The sequence below is a fragment of the Pseudomonas sp. MHK4 genome, assembly GCF_054600775.1.
Genome location: NZ_BAAIAK010000002.1, coordinates 655,715 through 675,179 on the forward strand (window position 1 = coordinate 655,715; position 19,465 = coordinate 675,179).

Consider the following 19,465-nt stretch of genomic DNA (forward strand, 5'->3'; position numbering starts at 1 on the left):
CCTCTTGCAAACTAACGCAGGTTAGTTATTCTGATCGTCCAGAGAGCCCGGATGGTTTGTGGAGACCTGCGTGCCTGGGGCTTCAAAATAATTACAAGAGGAGTTTTCATGTCTAGCCGAATGCTGCTGGGTGGTCATATCACCCATAACGCCAAACGCTTTCCTGACAAGGTGGCCTTGATCGATAACGCTGGTCGGACGACCTACGCCGAATTCGAAGCTGGAGCGAATCAAATAGGCCATGCTCTTATTGCTGCAGGTGTCGGCCACGGCGACAAGGTGGCTTTCCTGGCCTGTTCCAGTCGCCAGTGGGTTGAGGCGTTCTATGGTGCCGTGAAAATCGGTGCCGTTGCCGTTCCACTGAATTATCGAGAGACCCCTGAACAGATCTCGATGATGCTTGAGGACTGCGGGGCGAAAGTGCTGTTTGTGTCGAGCCATCATGTAGAGGCATTTGGTGCTCTCTTCGAAGGGTTGGGCTTTCCTGTGGTAATGCTCGAATCTTTGCATTCGTTCAAGGCGGCAAATAGCGGACTGGTGCACTCCGACGATGCACTGAGTGAACACGATCCTGCAGTCATCCTTTACACCGGCGGTACGACGGGGCGTTCCAAGGGCGTGTTACTGACACACTCGAATCTGTTCTGGAATAGCCTGAACGAAATCATCGATACCGACATGTGCGAGGGAGATAACACTCTCATTGCCACACCCTTGCATCACTCCGCAGCACTGAACTGCTGGTTGCTTCCACACTTGTATCTCGGTGCGACAGCAACCCTTCTTGAAAAGTACGCCACCGAAGATGTGCTCCGAGTGATCGCGAAGGAGAGGGTGACCAACACCTTTATGCCGCCGTCGCTTGCGCGCGAATTCGTCCTTCATCCGTTGGCAAAGGAGCTCGATGTGAGTTCCATGACTCGATGGTATGTGGGCAGTGGGATTCTGACTGCAAACGACCGAAACGCGATGAAAGCCTGTATTCCTGGCGTGAAGATTTTCTACCAATATGGGCTAACCGAAGCTGGCCCGATTGCTACGGTTCTCAAGGAAGAAGATTACGAGCGCGCTCGTGATTCGATTGGACGTGCATTCCAGAACATCGAAGTCGCCATCATGGATGATCAAGGCAACATGGCGCCTGCGGGTGAGATAGGTGAAATCGTCCTGCGTGGGCCGACCATCATGCTCGGTTACCACAATCGTCCAGATGCGACCAGTGATGCCATTGACGAAAAAGGTTGGCTGCACACTGGAGACCTGGCTCACATGGACTCGAACGGTTTCGTGTATTTCTACGACCGTCTCAAAGACATGATCAAGACTGGCGGGTTGAACGTCTACTCCCAAGAGGTAGAAGCCGTCTTTTCAAAGCATGAGCATGTGCGAGAGGTTGCGGTCATTGGCTTGAGCAATGAGCGTTGGGGGGAGGAGGTCACTGCCATCGTCGTTTTGCATGATGGCGTCGATAGCAGCAGTGAAGTCCTTGTCAGTCATGCGCGTGAGCATCTGGCCAGCTACCAACTCCCTAAACGGGTGGAATTTATCGCTTATGAAGAAATGCCGTTCAACCACAACGGGAAGATTCTTAAGCGCGAGCTTCGAAAACGTTTCGAGCCCCAGAACTGAGGATCATCATGTCTGTTGAATTTGAGAAGCAAGGCCGAGTTGCAGTTGTCACCATCAACCGCCCGCAATCCATGAACGCTATCGATCTGAATACGCATCTCGCTTTTCAGGAAATCTGGCCGCGGATCAATCAGGATGATGAAATTCATGTCGTCGTCCTCACAGGCGCCGGCAACAAGGCATTCTGCTCCGGCGCGGATATAGGTACTTTCCTTCCTTATCTTCGTGAGCGAGCCCTGAAAGAGGTTGATGATGGCGACTTCTGCGGTATTAACCGCGGGTCACCAACCACCAAACCTATCATTGCGGCAATCAACGGTCTGGCTTATGCCGGCGGGCTGGAAATTGCACTCGCATGCGACCTGCGGATCGCGGTCGACTACGCGAAGTTTGCTCTCCCAGAACCCCGGTGGGGGGTTATTGCAGGTGCGGGCGGGGTTACCAGGTTGTCACGCGTGCTCCCGACGGCTCTGGCGACCCAAATGGTGCTGACAGGCGAGCCTATCTCCGCCGAGAGAGCGCTTGCAGAGGGCTTGGTAAGCGAATTAACCACCTCCGAAAATCTCTTGTCCAGGGCAATGGAGATCGCAGACTGCATCACGAGAAACGGGCCTTTGGCGGTTCGGGCCTCATTACAGGTAATCCGCCGCGGTGCCGACTGTGGGCTGGATGCCGCACTGGAGCTCGAGCGCACAGCTTTCCGTCGAATTCTTATGAGTGAAGATTTCAAGGAAGGTATTGCTGCTTTCACGGAAAAGAGAGAACCCGCCTATAAAGGGCAGTAAGACCTCTCGTGACAATATCTGCGTTTCAGAACTTGCTTTCGTGAGGCTACCTAGAAAGTTGGCCTCATGAGGGTATTCATATCTGGTCGCACCACGCGGCGAAGTTTGCCGTCGAGTGCGGTTTCAGATAACCCTCACGCATGTTCTGCAAGCGCTTACGAGGCAAGTTCAATGAGCACCCCAGCAGAACAATTAGCTTCCATCTTTGTGTTGGAGGAAGTCGAGGCCAATGTTTTTAAAGGTCAAAGCCAAGATTTGAGGCTTCCACAACTCTTTGGCGGTCAGGTTCTCGGTCAGGCTGCGATGGCCATGATGCGCACCGTTTCGACAGAGAAAAGGCTTCATTCCCTTCACGGATACTTCGTTCGACCAGGCCGTGCGAATGCCCCTGTGATGTATGAGGTAGATCAGGTTCAGGATGGCCGAGGGTTCAGCCGGCGCCGTCTTACCGCTTGGCAGGACTCAAAAGTAATATTTATTGGGGATGCTTCGTTTCAAATCGTGGAGAGTGGGTTTCACCATCAACTTCCGTCCCCAGTCGTTCCTTTTCCTGAAACATTGCCTACTGAGCTAGAGCTTCTAGCAGGTGATGAAGATTTGGTCGCGGCAATCCGATCTCGTTACGAAGTGGCAGAAGCTATTGAGATTCGCCCAGTTGATCGCATTGATCCCAGTAATCCGCTCAAGCGCAAGCCCATCAAGAGTTTTTGGTTCAGGGTGGGGGATATTTCTACGAGGGATAATGAGGTGCATCGCAGTATCCTTGCCTATGCGAGCGATATTGCCTTGCTGATCACTTCGTTACTGCCGCATGGTGTTTCCGACATGCAGCCAGATATGCGAGTTGCGAGCCTAGACCATTCCCTGTGGTTTCATGCTGATTGTTTTGTTGACGAGTGGCTGTTGTACTCCATGGACAGTCCTTGGAGTGGGGCAGGCAGAGGTCTATCTCGGGGATCTATACATGATCGCAGCGGTAAGCTGATCGCATCGGTAATGCAGGAAGGCCTAATTCGGAAAACAATATGATTTTAGATTGCGGCCGCAGTAAAAACGGCCGCTTTTTATATGCATAGCAAATAAAAATTAATCATCCGTAGCCAAGGCGCCCCTCAGATGGTTTAGAAACTGCTGTAGCTCTTTGCTCCTCGGCTCTCCTTTGCGCAGGATAATGCCATATGAAGGAAGGCCTTCGATTATATGGTCATCAAGCACCGTAATCAGGCCCGTCTTTACATGGTCATTGATGACCACTTCGCTCAGAGCCATGACGGCATCTGTTCGTTGAACCAACTGGAGCATCGCCCATATAGATGAGCACTCAATTGTTTTGCTCGGAGGTAACAGATCCCTATCGGCCCACCATCGTTCCAAAGCCTTTCGGCCAGGGCTTGCAAGCGGCTGCAGTAACCATGGCCACTGATGAACCATATCCTCCAAAGTAATCGATTCCTGCGCTGTTAGCGGATGTCCTGTGCGCACTGCGAAAGCTAAACGGTCGTTGCCGAGTGGCTCGAATTCAAATCTCGATCGGTCGCTAGGCGTGCCCAAACGAGCAATAGCAACGTCAAGGCGTTCCTGCACGAGCATATCGATAAGAACATCACTTGTTTCGCTCATCATCCGAATACCAAGATGTGGTGATGAGTTTTTCATGGTGGCGATTGTTGAAACAACTTGGTCAAGGGCACCTCCCATGACTACCCCAACTGCCAAATGCCCGTAGCCCCCTTCCGCTCGAGCTGTTAAATCCTCGACGCAGCGATCAAGGCTATTCAATGCAGCATGAGCGAACTTTAGTAACTCCTCTCCCACCGGTGTTGGTGTCATCCCGCGCGGTTGGCGCTCGAAGAGGCTGCAGCCAAAGGCGCTTTCTACATCCTGCAGCATTCTTGTCAGTGTGGGCTGAGACATGTTCAACGCCTCAGCTGCTCTGTGGAGGTTTTGGTAGCTGCCCAGTATCACCAACATGTGGAGGTGCCGGTAGCGTAAGCGCTTGAAAATAGACTGGGTTTTTGGACTGAAGCTGGCAGGGATAGCGATCATGGGCGTTTTTACATTTCTTATAGTGATTCGTTTTCCGTATCAATAACGGAAGAAACACCATTAGTCAAACATCGCTAAGGTGTCTAGGGTTGGTCTGGTGAATCTTCAAGCCTCGGGGGGCGATTGGCCCCAGCTCTGATGGAAAGTCACGACACGTACAAAGTTGGACGTTCAATAAAAACAAAAGGAAAACCGTCTATGTCGCTGAACAACCCAAGCCAAGATCAACGGTTAGAGAGACTGGAAGATGTCGAAAAGATTAAGGAAATAAAGTATCTCTATGCCCGCCACCTTGATGATGGTTTTGAGGCAGAGTCGATAGCAGGTCTATTTACCGAGGATGGTGAATGGATCATTAAAGGTGTTGGAGGTGAGGTTCGTGGTCGCGCTGCGATCAAGCTTCATTGCGAGAATCTCAAAAGCAATATCTCTTGGAGTCAGCACAACATTTTTGCTCCACGTATTGAGCTCAATGCTGAGGGTGATAAAGCCGTGGCGCGATTTAATTTGGTGTGTCTACTGACAATGAACTCCGATGCCAATGGCTCATCTGGCGAGGCTTATATTCTTGCCGGTCACTACGAGGATCAGTTGGTCAAGGTTGGGGGTAAATGGTTTTTCAAGGCTATGACCGGGGTCATTGAACAGTCTTCTCCTTGGACGCAAGGGTGGGTCAATTCGCCGTTCAAGAAAGAGTCCTGGTGAGGCAACTCCTCTTCTGGAGTTTTTGAAAAATTAGAGGTGTAAAAATGAAATTATTGACCCCTTATAACCTGGCAGGACTCACGTTGACTTCGCGTGTCGTGATGGCGCCAATGACCCGTTCGCGAGCGAAAGACACTATCCCAGACAGTAGCACTGCTCAATATTATCGTCAGCGGGCTGGTGCAGGGCTGATCATTACCGAGGGATCGCAGATTTCACAGGAGGCGCAAGGCTACCTCTTCACGCCAGGTATCTTCTCGTCGGAACAAATTGAAGGCTGGAAGCAGGTTACCGAGGAAGTCCACAGTGACAATGGTAAGATTTTTATTCAACTTTGGCACGTTGGTAGGATCTCACACGTCTCAATTCAACCAGAGGGCAGGGCTCCGGTGTCATCAGTTGATACCTTGGCGGAAAACACTACCTGCTATGGATTTACCCCTGATGGTCAGCCAGGGCAAGTCCAGGTAACTCGACCACGTGCGGTATCAACGGCGGAAATTTCGCGACTCACCCAAGACTTTGTCTCAGCTGCAAAAAATGCTATCTCGGCGGGGTTCGACGGCGTCGAAATCCATGGTGCGAATGGTTACATTTTTGAGCAGTTCATCAACGGTGAATTGAACACTCGTACCGACCAGTACGGTGGCAGTATTGAGAACCGCTTGAGATTCCTTCTGGAAACAGTCGACCTGATGGCAGAAGCCATTGGAAACCACCGTATTGGTTTGCGGATTGCACCCTTTGGGCGTTTGTCGGCCATGCCACCCTTCGCGGATGAGAAAGAAACATGGCTGGCCGCGGCGAGGGCACTCAGCTCCCGAAAGCTGGCCTACGTTCATTTGAGTGATCAAGACTCATTGTGCGGCAATCTGCTTAATCGCGAATTCTTGAGAGAGTTCAGAGATGCGTATCAAGGCACTTTGATTTTCGCGGGTTCGCTGACGAAGGAGGTTGCAGAAGCCATGCTGTCCGAAGGCATTATTGATTTGGCAGCATTCGGTCGACCGTTTATTTCAAACCCCGACCTGGTCGAGCGATTCGCAAAGGGCGTTCCCTTGGCTCCATTCGATCGTGCCACCTTCTACGGTGGCGATGATCGTGGATATATAGACTATCCACACTTTGACGATTGAGATGCAAAAACGAATTTGACCATTAGGCTGGCCGTTTCCAAACCAACCTCTCTGGGCCGCGGCTTACATCAAGTCGCGGCCTTTTGCTTTGCACGAATCAGGACTTAACAGCTCCTGCACAGAATGCATGTGCTGCGATCCGAATTCCGAATCGATCTTCACGAATTTTCCATTAGTCATGCATCGCAGGATTGATTACGGTCAAGGGAGGCCCACCAAAGACAACAAATGAGGTCTCGTCGATACCTCTAGCTGGAGCAAGAATGCTATGCCTGCGCAAAACTTGATCGATCTCTCACACCCATCCATCTCTGCCGAAGCCCAGGCGTTTCTAAGTAAGCCTCATCGACTTTACATCGGTGGTGAGTGGATTGAGTCGCAGAGTGGCGAAAGAAGAAAGGTTTTCGATCCGGCCACCGGGTTGGTGATTTCCGAGGTGGCTGACGGAAGCCAAGCAGATGTAGAGAAAGCAGTTATCGCTGCTCGAAAGTCGTTCGACTCAGGTGCTTGGCGCAACCTGTCCGGATCCGAAAAAAGTAAAGTGTTGTGGCGTATTGGAGAGTTAATCGACAAGTATTCTCAAGAGCTTGCAGAGCTTGAAGTGCTTGATGAGGGCTCACCTTATAGCATCGTCAAAAATGCGTATGTACGGAATTCTGCAGAGCATTTTCGTTACTACTCCGGATGGTGCACAAAGCTCAATGGGCTTTCAGTGCCAGTTGGATTACCTGGTGAATGGCACGCTTATACGACCCATGAGCCAGTCGGAGTGGTAGGACAAATCATCCCATGGAATGTGCCGCTACTAATGGCCGCCTGGAAGCTGGCTCCAGCATTGGCCGCGGGGTGTTCCATCGTTCTTAAGCCCGCAGAGGATACCCCTCTCACCGCGCTCCGTCTTGCCGCCATCTGCGAAGAAGCAGGTCTCCCACCAGGAACGCTGAATGTCATCACAGGTGACGGACGTTGCGGTTCAGCTCTTGTTCAAAGCCCGTTGGTAGATAAGATCGCTTTCACTGGAAGTACCGCCACAGGCAAGATGATTGCCGCTGCGGCAGCATCTAGCCTCAAGCGAGTGACGCTTGAGCTCGGTGGTAAAAGCCCGGTAATAGTATTTCCGGACGCTGACCTAAAGACCGCGATCCCTGGCGTTGCTCAGGCAGTTATGTTGAATAGTGGCCAAGCGTGCACCGCTGGTTCTCGGCTCTATATCCATGAAGACGTCTATGAGGACGTCATCCATGGGGTTGCCGAATTCATATCAACCATGACACTTGGTCATGGGCTCAATAGCGCCACCGACTTAGGCCCACTGATTTCGCAGCGGCAGCTCACCCGAGTGAGTGATCTCGTTCGTGCAGGGGTAAATGAAGGCGCCAAGGTTGTATGTGGAGCAACCGAGGCAGGTGGTAATGGATTCTTTTACCGCCCGACTCTTTTATCAGACGTTAAGCCCGGTATGACGATTTACCGTGAGGAAATTTTCGGGCCTGTAATCTCGGCAATGAAAATCTCTAATCAAAGCTTGGATGATCTGGCGCGGGAGGCGAACAACACCGAGTACGGTCTAGCCGCGAGCATCTGGACTCAGAACGTGAGCCGTGCGCACGCACTTGCTGCGCGTATCCGTGCAGGCATCATTTGGGTGAACAGTCACAACCAAATTGATCCATCTTTGCCGTTTGGCGGATTCAAGCAGTCTGGCATCGGGCGCGAGATGGGGCTCAGTGGCTTAGAACACTATACGGAAACTAAGTCTATCGCTGTGCTGCTTAAAAACTGACTTGGTAAACCCTTGACCGCTGCCTCCGGTCGAGGGTTTTTAACTGCCATTACTAAGTTGTAGGTTTCAGAAGCATTGTTATAAATGCTCCGTTACAGAGCCTGTAGCACGGTATGAATTTATAGCGCGTTAAAAAAATAATAGGTGCGCAAATGCAATTTCAGCAAGATGTCACTGATGAATTAAAATCCCTAACGTTGTCTAATCTTCCTCTCTGGTTCGGGGGGCTGCTCCTATTGTTAGCGGCCCCACTTCTGGTGGGCGGCTTCTACTTAGCCTGGCTGGGCGGTTCAATTTTTTATTTGATCACCGGCGTACTTTTGATCTTATCAGCTTACGGGTTTTTTCAACGAAAAAAACTGGGTGTCTGGGCTTATCTGGTTCTTACTGCTGCAACGGTTCTCTGGTCGATCTATGAAGTTGGCTTCCAATTTTGGTCGTTGGTTCCGAGGTTGGCTGGCATTGTTGCTCTACTTATTCCTGTTTGCCTTTTGGCTCAAAAGGTTGGTTTCTCAAGAGGCAGAAGGGTATGGCAAGGAATTTTGAGCATTTGCGCAGTAACGCTTATAGCGGGCTTTGCAGCGATGTTCTTTCCGCACGGTGTCATCAAAGGTGTGTCCCGCCCGCCTGTTGCTAGTGGAACTCCGGATAAGGCTGTGAACGGGAACTGGCAACACTACGGGCGCACACCCACAGGTACCCGCTTTGCGCCGTTGGAGCAGATCACCCCAACTAATGTTTCTGAATTGAAGGTGGCATGGACTTTCAGAACAGGCGAAATTGCTGATGCAGGCTCTGAAAACCAGAATACGCCAGTGCAGGTCGGGGATACTTTGTACGTCTGTACGCCGCTCAACAAAGTTTTCGCGGTGAATGCTAATACAGGTAAGGAAATTTGGCGGTTTGATGCCAAGGTGCAGAACCATAAGGTATGGAACCGTTGCCGAGGTGTTAGCTACTACGATGCGACGGAAGTATCTGACTCGGTACGAAACACTTCGGCTGTGATCAAGGATTGCCCTCAGCGAGTGATTTTGTCGACGCTCGACTCTCGACTGATTGCCTTGGACGCCAAAACAGGCAAGGAATGCCGCAGCTTCGGCAATGATGGTCAGGTAAATCTGCAGCAGGGGATGGGTGAGATCAAACCCACCTATTACATGGGGACTTCCCCCGTCACAGTTGCAGGCAATCTGCTGGTTGTCGGTGGCTGGGTATATGACAACCTTGAGACCAATGAGCCTTCTGGCGTCATTCGAGCATTTGATGCGACATCTGGAGAGCTCGTGTGGGCTTGGGATCTTGGTAATCCAGAAATTACTCGGCACCCCCCAGAAGGCCAGACATACACTCGTGGGACGCCCAACATGTGGTCGACCGCTTCTTACGATAACAAGCTCGGCCTGATTTATATCCCCTTGGGTAACTCGACACCTGATTACTGGGGAGGCCATCGCACGGAGGCGGCTAATCACTACGCGTCGTCAATAGTTGCGTTGGACTACAAAACGGGCCGTGAACGTTGGGCATACCAAACCGTCCATCACGATATTTGGGACTACGACATCCCAGCCCAACCGGCACTGTATGACGTTCCGGATGGTAAAGGGGGGATGTTGCCGGCATTGATCCAGGTTACGAAGACTGGAAACATCTTCATGCTCAACCGGGAAACCGGTGAACCGATCGCCGATGTAGTAGAGCGGCCGGTACCTCAGCAAGAGCTTGCTGGTGACAAGACAGCCCCTACCCAGCCATTCTCTGTTGGCATGCCCTACATCGGGCAGGAAAAGCTGACAGAAGCCGACATGTGGGGAGCAACTATTTACGATCAGATGCTTTGTCGCATCCAATTCAAATCGTTGCGCTATGACGGGCCTTTCACTCCACCAGGGTTGACGGCAAGTCTGCAGCATCCAGGGAATTTCGGCGGCATGAACTGGGGAAGCGTTTCGATCAATGAAGACACAGGAACGATGATCGTTAATGACATCCGAATTCCGCTAAAAATACAGCTGATCCCTAGTGAGCACCTCCAGATCAAGGGCGATGGAAAACCGCACTCTGAGTTTGCGCCTCAGCGAGGTACTCCGTTTGCAGTGAAGAACTCGTCCTTCATCTCGGCCATCGACGTACCGTGCCAAGCACCGCCTTACGGAACCGTTACCGGAATTGATCTGAAGTCTCGCCAAATAATGTGGCAAGTGCCAGCTGGCACTCTAAGAGATACAGCTGTGGGTGGGGTCAAGGTACGAGCGCCATTCCCGATCGGTATGCCGACTCTTGGTGGCCCACTAGCCACCCGATCAGGGCTGGTGTTTTTTGCTGGTACACAGGACTTCTACCTGCGCGCATTCGATCAGAACACGGGTGAGGAAATTTGGAAGGGCAGACTCCCGGTTGGTGCTCAAGCAACGCCGATGACGTTCATCTCACCATCGTCCAAGCGTCAGTTTGTGGTGGTGAGTGCGGGGGGAGCGCGAAGCTCGCCTGAGCGTGGCGACTACCTGATTGCTTATGCGTTACCCCAAAAGAATTAGCGAGTCATAGAAGGATCTTCGCAATTGAAGCAACCCTAGCAGCGCTAGGGTTGCCCAAAACTCGAGTCATCTCCCTTGATGGTAAAATCTGACCCGCATGGGTGGGATTGCTTCTCCACCTTTGATGGTTCTGTTGCCCTCTCCAATTGTCCTCCCACCCCCTCGTGCACATCGTCCGGTAGGTCGGCTACGAGCCAAACTCTAGGTCAGACCGCATTTTCGGCCCTCATCGAAATTCGTAGATCTAGCGATTCATCTCAGCGGTGATAGTGCCTACACCGTGCATACCGACGGCACGGCTATCCTCAAGACATCGATGCGCCTCCCTGAGCGCGCCACTATGAACTCGATTTCATGATTAGGGCCTCAACCCTAAGTCAGGAAGCCGACGGGATAGCTACGCCTGTATGATTGTGGAATACAGGGATGAAATGATTGGAATATTTGCCGCTTAATCATCTCAATTTCACCTAATATAATGTGCCTCAGCGAGCTTAATCCCACTCTGACTCTTGTGCTCTCAGAGCAGAGGTTAGTTTGGGGGGAGCGGCGAATTCGATGGATTGAGTTAACTCAAGAAATGCAATGAATAGGGTTCAGCTCCGGATCGAGGCAAAGATCACACATCGGCAAGTTTAAATTGCGCCGGTTGAAAGTTTTAAGTTCTGAGTCTCTCCTAAGACGATCATGTTGCTGAGCTTATAATTGATTTGTTGTGCGCTATCTAGACAAAACCATCCCGTCCTTAATTTGAGATAAGGCGTTATAACTGCTGAAAGAGGCGCGTGCGCGTGCTCAAGTCAGAGTGATGTAAGCCTTAGCCTTGTCCTGATCTTCGCGCCTGGTGTTGTTGCTTAATGCCGGAGTGTTTTTGGAGTTCCCATGTTTAAATCATCACGTCTTATTGTGGGGTTGTTACCCCTGTCGGCGCTAATTTTAGCAGCGTGCAAACCGACCGAGCAGGTAGCAGACCAAACAGCAGCAGTTAAGGTTGGTTATTACACGGTTATTGAGGCCCCTCTTGCACTTACTACCGATCTGCCAGGACGCACTTCGGCATATCGCGTTGCTGAGGTGCGCCCACAGGTTGCCGGTATTCTGGAACGCCGCCTATTCACCGAGGGTAGTGAAGTCAAACAGGGTCAGGCGCTATACCAGATTGACCCACGTACCTATATCGCACAGCAGGCCCGCGCCGAGGCTAATCTTCGCAGTGCCCGCAACTTGGCCGAGCGCTACGAGCGGCTGCTGAAATCCCGCGCTGTTAGCCAGCAGCAATACGACGATGCGGTTGCCACGTGGAAGCAGGCTGCAGCCGACAAACAAGTAGCAGACATCAACGTTCAGTACACCAAGGTTCTTTCGCCTATTTCGGGACGCATTGGCCGCTCGGCGATGACCGAGGGCGCACTGGTAACCAATGGTCAGATCGGGGCAATGGCGACTGTTAACCAACTCGACCCGATCTATGTCGATGTTACGCAGTCTATCACCCGCATTTTGGAACTTAAGCGCGCATTGAAGTCGGGCGATTTGAAAAACACCGGATCCGACCAAGCAGAGGTGAGCCTAACTCTCGACGATGGGAGTGCCTATCCGCTGTCTGGCACCTTGAAGTTCTCTGAGGTCAGCGTCGACCAAGGTACCGGATCAGTAACCTTGAGGGCGGTCTTCCCGAATCCCGACCGCGCGCTGCTACCAGGCATGTTCGTCCACGCCCAAGTGAAAGAAGGGGTAAGGGAGAGGGCATTGTTGGTGCCCCAGCAGGCGATTCGTCGTGATAGCCGCGGGGTCGCCACAGCATGGGTAGTGACTGACGACAATCACGTAGAACAACGCGACCTAGAAACGGTGCGCACTGTTGGCAATGCCTGGCTAGTTGATAGCGGGGTTCGGCCGGGCGAGCGGGTGATCACGGAAGGTCTGCAGCATGTGCAGGCTGATTCCCTGGTGGACGCTCAGCCAGCAACCCGTGTTGAGCTAAAAGCAGCTTTCACTGCGAATTGAGAGGTTGGTTATGTCACGCTTTTTTATTGATAGGCCTATCTTCGCGTGGGTGATTGCACTGGCAATTATGCTAGGTGGAGCGTTGGCCATTCGTAGTTTGCCGGTTAATCAGTATCCGAATATCGCAGCACCTGCGGTCATGATTACCGTTACCTACCCGGGTGCATCGGCCCAGACTGTCCAAGATACCGTTCTTCAGGTCATCGAGCAGCAGCTCAATGGTTTGGACGGATTGCGTTACATCAGCTCTGCTGCAAACAGCGATGGTAGCGTTGAGATTATCGTCACCTTTGATCAGGGGACAAACCCGGATATTGCCCAGGTTCAGGTGCAGAACAAACTTCAGTTAGCTACTCCGAACCTTCCGCAGGAAGTACAACGTCAGGGTATTCGGGTCGTTAAATACCAAGCCAACTTCATGCTTTTGGTCGGCTTAGTTTCGACTGATGGGAAGCTGAATTATGGCGATCTGGGTAATATCGTCGTCTCAAACTTTCAGGATCCGTTGTCTCGTACCCAAGGCGTAGGGGACTTCTTTGTATTCGGCTTCCAGAATGCCATGCGCATTTGGTTGGATCCGGCCAAGCTCAATAGCTATCAACTGATGCCCAAGGACGTCGTCGGTGCAATCTCTGCACAAAACGTTCAGGTGTCTTCCGGCTCCGTCGGCGGGTTGCCGACGCGCAAAGGGGTTGAGCTCAGTGCAACGGTCATCGGCAAAACGCGCTTGACCTCGGCTGATGAGTTCAAGGAAATTCTGGTCAAGGTTCAGCCCGATGGCTCTCAAATCCGTTTGAAGGATGTGGGCGAAGTTGTTTTGGGTAACGAAACCTACTCATACGACGTGAATTACAACGGAAAGCCTGCTGCCGGTATTGCTTTACGATTAGCTACGGGGGCGAACATGCTCGAGGCCGTCGAGCGTGTAAAACAAACCGTCGATAGCCTTAAACCTTTTCTGCCTCCAGGAGTAGAGGTCGTTTATCCGTATGACACCAGCCCCTCGGTAAAAGCGTCGATTGACTCGGTTGTTCACACCCTGTTCGAAGCCATTGTTCTCGTCTTTCTGGTGATGCTTCTGTTCCTACAGAACATTCGCGCCACCCTGATTCCCACGCTCGCGGTACCCGTAGTTCTGTTGGGTACCTTCGGTGTGCTGTATGCCTGTGGTTTTACCATCAACGTCATGACTATGTTCGCCATGGTGCTAGCGATTGGCTTGCTGGTGGACGATGCAATCGTAGTGGTGGAAAACGTTGAACGTTTGATGGCAGAGGAGAACCTAACGCCGCGCGAAGCGACCTACAAGTCGATGAAGCAGATCTCGGGCGCTCTGGTTGGTATTGGCTTGGTGATATGCGCCGTGTTTATGCCTATGGCCTTCTTTGGTGGCTCAGCCGGCATCATCTATCGACAGTTCTCTATCACGATTATCACCGCGATGGGGCTGTCCGTTCTTGTTGCTTTGGTGTTCACACCAGCGCTGTGTGCCACGATGCTCAAAGCCCATGCTGGCCATGGTGAGAAAAAACAGAAGGGCTTTTTTGCCTGGTTTAACCGAATGTTTGATAACAGCTCGGTTCGTTACGAAAACTCTGTCTCCAAAATCCTTCGTAACCCGAAGCGAACCTTTGTCGTATACATCCTTCTGCTGGTTGGTGTGGCAATGATGTTCCGTAATCTGCCGACGGCGTTTCTTCCAGACGAAGATCAGGGACTTCTGATTGTGCAGATTCAGACGCCTCCCAACAGCAGTGCAGAGCGCACCGAGGCGGTGCTTAACCAAGTTCGCGGCTACTTGCTGGACAATGAAAAGGACGGTGTCGTCTCGGGGTTCTCAATCAGCGGTTATAACTTTGCCGGTAGAGGCCAGAACTCAGCTGTGGTGTGGGTGCGACTGAAACCCTTCGAAGAACGTAAATCTAGCGAGAATAGTGCGTTCGCCATTTCTAAACGCATCACCAGTTTTGCCGCCACAATCAAGGACGCCAACGTCGTTTCAATCGTCCCCCCAGCAATTATGGAGATGGGTAACGCGACCGGATTTGACTTTTTTCTTCAGGACAACGGGGCTCGCGGGCACACAGCACTATTGGAGGCTCGGGATCAGTTGATGAAACTCGCTGCTCAAGAACCCGCGCTGGCCATTACTAGGGCCAACGGTCTGGATGATGAAGCGCAATACCAAGTCACTATCGATGATGAAAAAGCACGTGCACTCCAAGTATCCATTGAGGCTATCGACGATACGATGTCGGTAGCTTGGGGGTCGACCTATGTCAACGATTTCATCGATAAGGGACGCGTGAAAAAAGTTTACGTGCAGGGCGAGATGGATGCCCGTATTTCGCCTGAAGACTTTGATAAGTGGTACGTGCGCAACGATGCCGGGCAAATGGTGCCATTCTCTGCCTTCGCTACTGGTACATGGGTCTACGGTTCTCCGAAGCTGGAGCGCTACGGCGGTATTCCATCCGTTGAACTCTTGGGCCAGCCGGCTGAGGGTTATAGCACCGGTGATGCCATGGCTGCTATTGAGCGCATTGCTGCTCAGTTGCCTGACGGATTCGGGGTGTCCTGGACGGGGTTGTCATATGAGGAACGGGCCGCTGGGTCGCAGGCAACTCTGCTTTATGTGCTGTCGCTAGTCATCGTGTTCCTTTGCTTGGCCGCCCTCTACGAGAGTTGGTCAGTACCCGTCTCCGTCATGCTGGTCGTTCCGCTCGGTGTTCTCGGTGCGGTGGCGGCGACCCTCGGCCGAGGCTTGTCCAATGATGTGTTTTTCCAGGTAGGCATGCTCACCACAATGGGGCTAGCGGCGAAGAACGCAATCCTTATCGTGGAGTTCGCAAAAGACCTGAATGAAAACCATGGCCGTAGTCTGGTGCAGGCTGCCACTGAGGCGGCGCGCCTTCGTCTGCGACCGATAATCATGACGTCGATTGCCTTTGTGATGGGGACGCTTCCACTGGCTCGTGCTTATGGGCCGGGTAGTGGTAGTCAGCACTCCATTGGCACGGCGGTTGTTGGCGGCACGTTGGCTGCGACGTTCCTTGCGATCTTCTTCGTGCCTCTCTTCTATGTGGCAGTAATGAAGTTTTTCAAATCCAAGAAGCGCGAAGTGACTGTGCAGGCCACTCGCGAAGGAGTCACCCATGAAGCATAAGCCTTTGCTGCTAGTGCTAGCCATGACCTTGTCCGGCTGTAACCTGATTCCGGAATATCAGCAACCGGAAGCTCCTATACCGCAGGCCTTCCCGCAAGGTGCTGCTTATGGGGCACCGATGACCGGCAATTCTGCGCAAATTGATTGGCAAACATTCTTCAAAGATCCGGCTCTTCATCGACTGGTTGATTTGGCACTTGAGAACAACCGTGACCTACGCAAGGCGGCATTGAATGTCGCTGCGTACCGCGCTCAGTACCGTATTCAGGGATCTGCTTTGGTTCCAGAGTTAGGAGTTGATGCCAGCGGGGGACGCTCACGTACTCCCGCCGATCTGTCTTCGACGGGCCAGCAGGAAACCAGCGGAGACAACAGCTTGCAGGTTGGGTTGACCAGTTATGAGCTGGATGTTTGGGGGCGAATCCGCAGCCTTGATCGCAATGCGCTTGAGACTTACCTGGCTAGTGAAGAGACTCAACGTAGTGTGCAAATCGGTTTGGTGGCAGATGTCGCCGTCGCTTACCTCACTTGGCAAACCAATAGGCAACTGTTGGCAGTAACCCGTTCCACGCTGGAGAACTACCGGCACAACCTGGAACTGATCCAGGCCAGCAGTGAGGCCGGTACTGCCTCAGATTTGGACGTTCGCCAAGCCCGCACTTTGGTTGATAGCGCTCGCGGGCAGGTTCAGGCCTACACCCGTCAGGAGGCTCAGGACGTCAATGCCTTACGCTTGCTTCTGGGGACTACTATTCCGAGTGATTTACCGGAATCAAACCTGGAAGGCCAGTTAATGACGGAGATTCCTGCTGGACTTCCGGCAAACCTGTTGCAACAGCGTCCAGACATCCGCGCTGCTGAGCATCAACTACTCGCTGCCAACGCAAACATAGGCGCTGCTCGCGCGGCTTTTTTCCCCAGCATTACTCTGACTGCCGGTGCTGGTACGGCCAGTAGCCAACTCAGTGGGCTGTTTAGTGGCGGGTCAGAAACCTGGAGCTTCATTCCGCAGATCCATCTACCGATCTTCACCGGAGGCAGACTCAAGGCCAGTTTGGACTACGCCAAAATCCAGAAGGACATTGGTGTCGCTAACTACGAACAGACCATTCAGGCCTCGTTCCGTGAAGTGTCCGACGGCCTGGCAGCAATGGGAACCTGGAGTGAGCAGCTCAGAAGTCAGCAAGACCTTGTGCGTGCTACCGATGAATACACACAGATGGCTTTGCAACGCTATGAAGAAGGGGTCGACAACTATATGACATTGCTCGATGCGCAACGTCAGTTGCTATCGGCCCGTCAGCAACTGCTTAGTGGCCATCTTGCTAAGCTAACGTCTCAAATCCAATTGTATAAAGCGTTGGGGGGCGGCTGGAAAGAAGCCAAAACCTGAGCCGCTCATGGCTTCTTGGCCTGGACGGTAACCCTTAACAATGCGCCTCCATGTGAGGCGCACTCAGGTATTATTCTGGCTTGGAATTCCAGAATGTTTGGAATTCAATGGCGATTATCTAACAAGAAAGACTAGGTATATTGGCTCTTTTCGGCGCTTCGAAGCGCTCCACTTCAGAGGCCTCTATGAGTATTCTTTTTTCTCCCTATACGCTTTCCGGCCTTATGTTGAGAAATCGTGTCGTTATGGCTCCAATGACTCGCGCTCGCGCGTTGAATGACATTCCCGACGACTTGACAGTGCTTTACTACCGCCAACGGGCTAGCGCCGGCCTTATCATCAGTGAAGGCGTTCCGGTTTCTATTCAGGGCCGCGGCTATCTCTTCAATCCTGGGCTTTACAACCAGGAGCAGGTCGAGGGATGGAAGCTCGTAACAAATGCCGTCCACGAAGAGGGCGGGAAAATTTTCGCCCAACTCTGGCACGTGGGCCGTGTATCTCATACGACGTTGCAGCCAGATGGCGGCGCGCCTGTTTCATCGAGTAATAAACTCGCTGCCAACTCCATGGCGTATGCCTACAACGAGAAGAATGAGCCCACTCCGATCCAGGCCAGTCCCCCGCGAGCTCTCTCTACAGAGGAAATTCCAGGCGTAAAGAATGATTTTGTTCAGGCTGCTCGCAGAGCTATGGAAGCCGGCTTCGATGGCGTGGAAATTCATGGCGCAAATGGATACTTGTTCGAACAGTTCATAAATCCAACGGTTAACGATCGTACAGACCAATATGGTGGTTCGATTCAGAACAGAATTCGTTTACTGCTGGAAACAATCGATGCTGTTGCCCAGGAGATCGGCCGTGCCAAGGTTGGTGTTCGCATTTCTCCATTTGGTCGTCTCTTCGACATGGCTCCCTTCGACGATGAGGCACAAACATGGGTTGAAGTAGCGCGCGAGATTCAAAAGCGGGATATTGCCTACGTTCACTTGAGCGATCAGTTGACCATTGGGGCCGAGGGCATGCCCGAGGGATTTGCAACGAGTTTCCGTGAAACCTACCGAGGCACATTGATTGCAGCGGGTGGCTTTGATCGAGAGTCAGCAGAGGGTGCGCTGTTATCTGGGGAGCTGGATCTAATCGCTTTTGGTCGACCTTTCATTGCGAATCCCGACCTGGTTGAGCGAATGAAGAACGGTTGGCCTCTTGCGATTCCTGATCGAGCCACCTTTTACGGGAACAGCGGTCAAAAGGGCTATGTCGATTATCCCGTCTATGCGCCAGCCGAATAGTTCCTGCCTAACCTGATCGAAGGGGCCAAGATGTGAATCTGGCCTGCCTTGATTGGGTACCTTTACCCAGGCCTGAAAATTTTCGAATCGCGCTGGGCGAGTGCTAACAGCTCGTCCACGATCATTCTGATCTTGGGTTGAATGTATCGCGTTCGGGGCCAGATGACGTGAATCGGCATCTCGGCTCCGGCGTAGCTTTCAAGTACGGGAACCAACTCGCCCTGTTCGATATAGTCCTGAACCAGCCAGGTGGGCAGCTGTGCGAGTCCTCCCCCGGCGAGCGTCATTTTCAGCAACATCTCACCATCACCCATTTCGTGTTTGACACGCACCTCTTGTTCAAAGGTTTGGCCGTTCTCATCAATCAGCATCCAGGTTTTCCGGGTGCCATTGCGCCAGCCTACGATGCAGTCATGTTGTAAGAGGTCGTCTCGAGTTTGGGGTGGGGCGTGCCTAGCCAAGTAGTCTGGTGTTGCACAGATCAACAAGCTCTGGCTGCCCAGCTTTCGGGCGACTATGTCAGCATCATCTTTCAAGGTTCCGATCCTGACGACGAGATCGATACCATCGTTGACTATATCTACCAGACGCTCGCTGAAGCTGACTGACAGATCGAGCTTTTGGTATCGAACAGACATATCGATCAGGGTAGGCAGGATGTGACGTCGGCCGAAAGTAGCTGGCAGATCAACGCGGAGTCGGCCGATTGGTTCTTGCTGTCCCGTTGTAAGGAGTCCTTGCGTTTCGGCCAACTCGTCTAACACCCGCAAGCAGCTCGCCAAGTAAGCTTCCCCTTCTTGAGTGAGGATCAAACGGCGGGTTGTACGATGTAGAAGCTTGACGCCTAATCGCGCTTCCAGACGGGTCACGCTTTTCCCCACGGCGGAGCTGGTCAGCCCAAGCTCTAGCCCTGCGGCTGTAAAGCTGAGTGACTGTGCGGCGGCAACGAATTCCCGAATGCCGTCAAAGGTGATTTCAGTCATTTT

The 19,465-nt window shown here is 52.4% G+C and carries 13 protein-coding genes; 11 read left to right on the forward strand and 2 right to left on the reverse strand.

Translation table 11 applies throughout. The features are described 5' to 3' along the window. Nucleotides 1-108: 108 nt before the first annotated feature. From ACYP2Q_RS07965 to ACYP2Q_RS07975, 3 genes are all read left to right on the forward strand, one after another. Nucleotides 109-1,629, forward strand: coding sequence for a class I adenylate-forming enzyme family protein (locus tag ACYP2Q_RS07965; RefSeq protein WP_459729972.1), 1,521 nt, complete (start codon nt 109-111; stop codon nt 1,627-1,629). Between the two features lie 8 nt (nt 1,630-1,637). Continuing rightward, a complete protein-coding gene (locus tag ACYP2Q_RS07970) occupies nt 1,638-2,414 on the forward strand; it encodes an enoyl-CoA hydratase/isomerase family protein (RefSeq protein ID WP_459729973.1) in 777 nt (258 codons plus the stop codon). A gap of 171 nt (nt 2,415-2,585) precedes the next feature. Next, a complete protein-coding gene (locus tag ACYP2Q_RS07975) occupies nt 2,586-3,443 on the forward strand; it encodes an acyl-CoA thioesterase (protein WP_459729974.1) in 858 nt (285 codons plus the stop codon). A gap of 57 nt (nt 3,444-3,500) precedes the next feature. Here ACYP2Q_RS07975 and ACYP2Q_RS07980 read toward each other — a convergent pair whose 3' ends face one another. Beyond that, a complete protein-coding gene (locus tag ACYP2Q_RS07980) occupies nt 3,501-4,460 on the reverse strand; it encodes a LysR substrate-binding domain-containing protein (protein WP_459729975.1) in 960 nt (319 codons plus the stop codon). A gap of 198 nt (nt 4,461-4,658) precedes the next feature. Between ACYP2Q_RS07980 and ACYP2Q_RS07985 the strand changes: the two genes are divergently transcribed. From ACYP2Q_RS07985 to ACYP2Q_RS08020, 8 genes are all read left to right on the forward strand, one after another. Further along, complete coding sequence (locus ACYP2Q_RS07985; RefSeq protein WP_459729976.1) at nt 4,659-5,165, forward strand: nuclear transport factor 2 family protein; 507 nt, start codon at nt 4,659-4,661, stop codon at nt 5,163-5,165. A 44-nt stretch (nt 5,166-5,209) separates the two neighbouring features. Then, nucleotides 5,210-6,301: an alkene reductase gene (locus ACYP2Q_RS07990; protein ID WP_459729977.1), complete on the forward strand. Its 1,092-nt coding sequence runs from the start codon at nt 5,210-5,212 to the stop codon at nt 6,299-6,301. Between the two features lie 268 nt (nt 6,302-6,569). Beyond that, entirely contained in the window at nt 6,570-8,084 is a 1,515-nt protein-coding gene (locus ACYP2Q_RS07995) for an aldehyde dehydrogenase family protein (RefSeq protein ID WP_459729978.1), read from the forward strand. Nucleotides 8,085-8,236: 152 nt separating this feature from the next. After that, nucleotides 8,237-10,624, forward strand: a complete 2,388-nt coding sequence (locus tag ACYP2Q_RS08000) for a membrane-bound PQQ-dependent dehydrogenase, glucose/quinate/shikimate family (protein WP_459729979.1) — start codon at nt 8,237-8,239, stop codon at nt 10,622-10,624. 882 nt (nt 10,625-11,506) lie between these two features. Then, nucleotides 11,507-12,631 carry an efflux RND transporter periplasmic adaptor subunit gene (locus tag ACYP2Q_RS08005; RefSeq protein WP_459729980.1) on the forward strand — a complete coding sequence of 375 codons (1,125 nt, stop codon included), beginning with the start codon at nt 11,507-11,509 and terminating at the stop codon, nt 12,629-12,631. Between the two features lie 10 nt (nt 12,632-12,641). Continuing rightward, nucleotides 12,642-15,797, forward strand: a complete 3,156-nt coding sequence (locus tag ACYP2Q_RS08010) for an efflux RND transporter permease subunit (protein WP_459729981.1) — start codon at nt 12,642-12,644, stop codon at nt 15,795-15,797. Beyond that, nucleotides 15,787-17,190 carry an efflux transporter outer membrane subunit gene (locus ACYP2Q_RS08015; RefSeq protein ID WP_459729982.1) on the forward strand — a complete coding sequence of 468 codons (1,404 nt, stop codon included), beginning with the start codon at nt 15,787-15,789 and terminating at the stop codon, nt 17,188-17,190. Before ACYP2Q_RS08010 ends, ACYP2Q_RS08015 begins: the two co-directional genes overlap by 11 nt. A 185-nt stretch (nt 17,191-17,375) precedes the next feature. After that, nucleotides 17,376-18,479 carry an alkene reductase gene (locus ACYP2Q_RS08020; protein ID WP_459729983.1) on the forward strand — a complete coding sequence of 368 codons (1,104 nt, stop codon included), beginning with the start codon at nt 17,376-17,378 and terminating at the stop codon, nt 18,477-18,479. Nucleotides 18,480-18,541: 62 nt separating this feature from the next. Here the strand turns inward: ACYP2Q_RS08020 and ACYP2Q_RS08025 are convergent, their stop codons facing one another. Next, a complete protein-coding gene (locus tag ACYP2Q_RS08025) occupies nt 18,542-19,462 on the reverse strand; it encodes a LysR family transcriptional regulator (RefSeq protein ID WP_459729984.1) in 921 nt (306 codons plus the stop codon). Nucleotides 19,463-19,465: the final 3 nt, after the last annotated feature.

Coding starts and splice junctions, on each gene's coding strand:
- ACYP2Q_RS07965 (WP_459729972.1), top strand. CDS start 109: ATGTCTAGCCGAATGCTGCTGGGTGGTCATATCACCCATAACGCCAAA.
- ACYP2Q_RS07970 (WP_459729973.1), top strand. CDS start 1,638: ATGTCTGTTGAATTTGAGAAGCAAGGCCGAGTTGCAGTTGTCACCATC.
- ACYP2Q_RS07975 (WP_459729974.1), top strand. CDS start 2,586: ATGAGCACCCCAGCAGAACAATTAGCTTCCATCTTTGTGTTGGAGGAA.
- ACYP2Q_RS07980 (WP_459729975.1), bottom strand. CDS start 4,460: ATGATCGCTATCCCTGCCAGCTTCAGTCCAAAAACCCAGTCTATTTTC.
- ACYP2Q_RS07985 (WP_459729976.1), top strand. CDS start 4,659: ATGTCGCTGAACAACCCAAGCCAAGATCAACGGTTAGAGAGACTGGAA.
- ACYP2Q_RS07990 (WP_459729977.1), top strand. CDS start 5,210: ATGAAATTATTGACCCCTTATAACCTGGCAGGACTCACGTTGACTTCG.
- ACYP2Q_RS07995 (WP_459729978.1), top strand. CDS start 6,570: ATGCCTGCGCAAAACTTGATCGATCTCTCACACCCATCCATCTCTGCC.
- ACYP2Q_RS08000 (WP_459729979.1), top strand. CDS start 8,237: ATGCAATTTCAGCAAGATGTCACTGATGAATTAAAATCCCTAACGTTG.
- ACYP2Q_RS08005 (WP_459729980.1), top strand. CDS start 11,507: ATGTTTAAATCATCACGTCTTATTGTGGGGTTGTTACCCCTGTCGGCG.
- ACYP2Q_RS08010 (WP_459729981.1), top strand. CDS start 12,642: ATGTCACGCTTTTTTATTGATAGGCCTATCTTCGCGTGGGTGATTGCA.
- ACYP2Q_RS08015 (WP_459729982.1), top strand. CDS start 15,787: ATGAAGCATAAGCCTTTGCTGCTAGTGCTAGCCATGACCTTGTCCGGC.
- ACYP2Q_RS08020 (WP_459729983.1), top strand. CDS start 17,376: ATGAGTATTCTTTTTTCTCCCTATACGCTTTCCGGCCTTATGTTGAGA.
- ACYP2Q_RS08025 (WP_459729984.1), bottom strand. CDS start 19,462: ATGACTGAAATCACCTTTGACGGCATTCGGGAATTCGTTGCCGCCGCA.